Genomic DNA, 1,868 nt, shown 5'->3' with positions numbered 1-1,868 from the left:
GGGCGTGCGCGGGAAGTCGGGCGGGCGCGGCGGCGGCTGCGGGCCGGCGATGGCCGCGGCCAGCCGGGCCAGCTCCAGCAGGGGGTGGACACCGGACAAATCCTGTACGACCTGACGATCGGCGACTTCGTCAGGTGCTACGACGACTTCGGATTCAACAAGTCCTGCGCCCTCGCCGCGGCCAACGCCGCCCCCTTCATCCCCGCCCTCGCCAAGAGCGTCAAGGCCGTCGTCGCATTCCGCTACGCACTCGAAACCGGCATCGGCATCAACGAGGCCAAACTCGCTGTCCAAGCATCGCTCGACGGCTACAGCAAAGCGGCCCTCGACAAGATAGCCGCCACCGCCGACGCCGTCGCCAAGTTCCGCAACTCGCTCAAGACCGGAATCGGCACCGACGCCGCCCTCGAAGCACTCCGCAACAACACCACCGTCGACCGTGCGCTGGTCAAGGAGCTCGAGAGCGAAGCCAAGGCTGTCTCCGACCTCCGAGCCACCTGCCCGGCGGGTCAATGCACTGACGTGTACGGTCCTGGCACTCCAGGTCCGCTTGCACCCGAATTTGCCGTAACCTTCACGGGGGCAACCTACAAGGCGACAGTGACGGCCGGAGTAACTAAGCTCTATCGAGTCTATGGGGGCACGGCAGGTAAGATGGGAGCGTATTGGTCAAGGAATATGCCGAAAAGCTCTGCCCAGGCGATCAGTGATAGCGCCCTCAAGCCCGAATGGGGGAATACTGCCGAGAGCTGAGTCTCGATAGATGTGCCACCTGGGACTAAGCTGTTCGAAGGCACAGCAGCCCCACAGGGAAGCCTTCCTGGCGGCGGAAGTCAAGTTATGCTCGAGGGGCGCGCACAGGTCGAGTGGGAGTCAGGCGGAGGGTCGCTGCATTGATCTGGAAAGGAATTTGATACGTATATGAACTGGATAGAGATTAGGGAATTTTCTTCCCCCGAACATTTTGAGTCTTTTCGCCAGGGTGTTGACCGTGCAGTTTCCCGTGGAGATTTGAGGCCGGTTCCGGTCAAGACTCCGTACTCCGCCGGGGTGGCTTACGAGGAATGGTATCTGGCCGCCTCGGGTGAACTGTGGCGCCTACTTCCGCCGGATTTTCCGTTCAAGGGGATATTTAGGCGTGTAGCCGCGCCCGAAAATTAGCGCGAGAGTTACCTGATTACCAAGATACACAAAAAGGCCCCTCCGGATTTCCTGGAGGGGCCTTTTCTGTGCCCTCTGAAGAACAGCTTCCCGGCCGGCACAACCGTGATCATGGCCGACGGCAGCGGCCGAGTCATCGAAACGGTGCGGCAGGTGACCGGGTGTTGGCCACCGATCCCGCCACGGGTTCTACCCGGCCCCAGCCGGTGACCAGCACCTACGGGCACTCCACCACCCGCCTGATCGACACCGAGCGCGGGGACCGGATGGTCGTCATCCTCGGTCGGGGCGGCGGCCTGTGCAGGAGGCCCGGGTGCAGTGGCCGGGCCAGGTGCAGCAGTCGCGGTCGCAGTTGGTGCAGCGGGCGCTGCATCGGCTGGTGCAGCGGGCGCAGTTGCAACGGGCCCGGGTGCAGCGGGTGCTGCACCAGCCGATGCAGCGAAGGCCGCTGCGGCTTCGCGGGCCTTTGCCTTGACCCGGTCGGCCTTGCTGCGGCAGGAGCGGGAGCAGTACTGCTTCGGGCGGCCGGTGCGGGCCTTCGGCGTCGGGTTGGAGCACTGCGGCCACGCGCAGTGAGCTTCCCCCGCTGTGCGGGAGGTGTTGATCAGCTGATCAGGATGGGTGTGGGTGGTTCGGCGGTCGCTGGTTCGGCCGTCGCCTGGTCGGTGTAGTGCTTCGCCTCGTACTCGTCCGGGCTGAGCCAGCCG

2 protein-coding genes are annotated in these 1,868 nt (G+C 64.5%); one reads left to right on the top strand and one right to left on the bottom strand.

Annotated features, from left to right (window positions below; genetic code table 11):
• A partial coding sequence (locus AC07BF_RS37785) for a hypothetical protein (protein ID WP_478334606.1) occupies positions 1-753 on the top strand: 753 nt, incomplete at its 5' end.
• 625 nt (positions 754-1,378) lie between these two features.
• On the opposite strand, the gene AC07BF_RS37780 is transcribed toward AC07BF_RS37785, so the two are convergent.
• Positions 1,379-1,588 (bottom strand): hypothetical protein, encoded by a 210-nt coding sequence (locus AC07BF_RS37780; RefSeq protein WP_478334605.1) that lies wholly within the window; start codon positions 1,586-1,588, stop codon positions 1,379-1,381.
• Positions 1,589-1,868 lie beyond the last annotated feature (280 nt).

The sequence above is a fragment of the Kitasatospora sp. NPDC043950 genome (assembly GCF_056435345.1).
The sequence above is the reverse complement of the archived record's forward strand: the minus strand, read 5'-3'. Positions and strand labels throughout refer to the sequence as shown.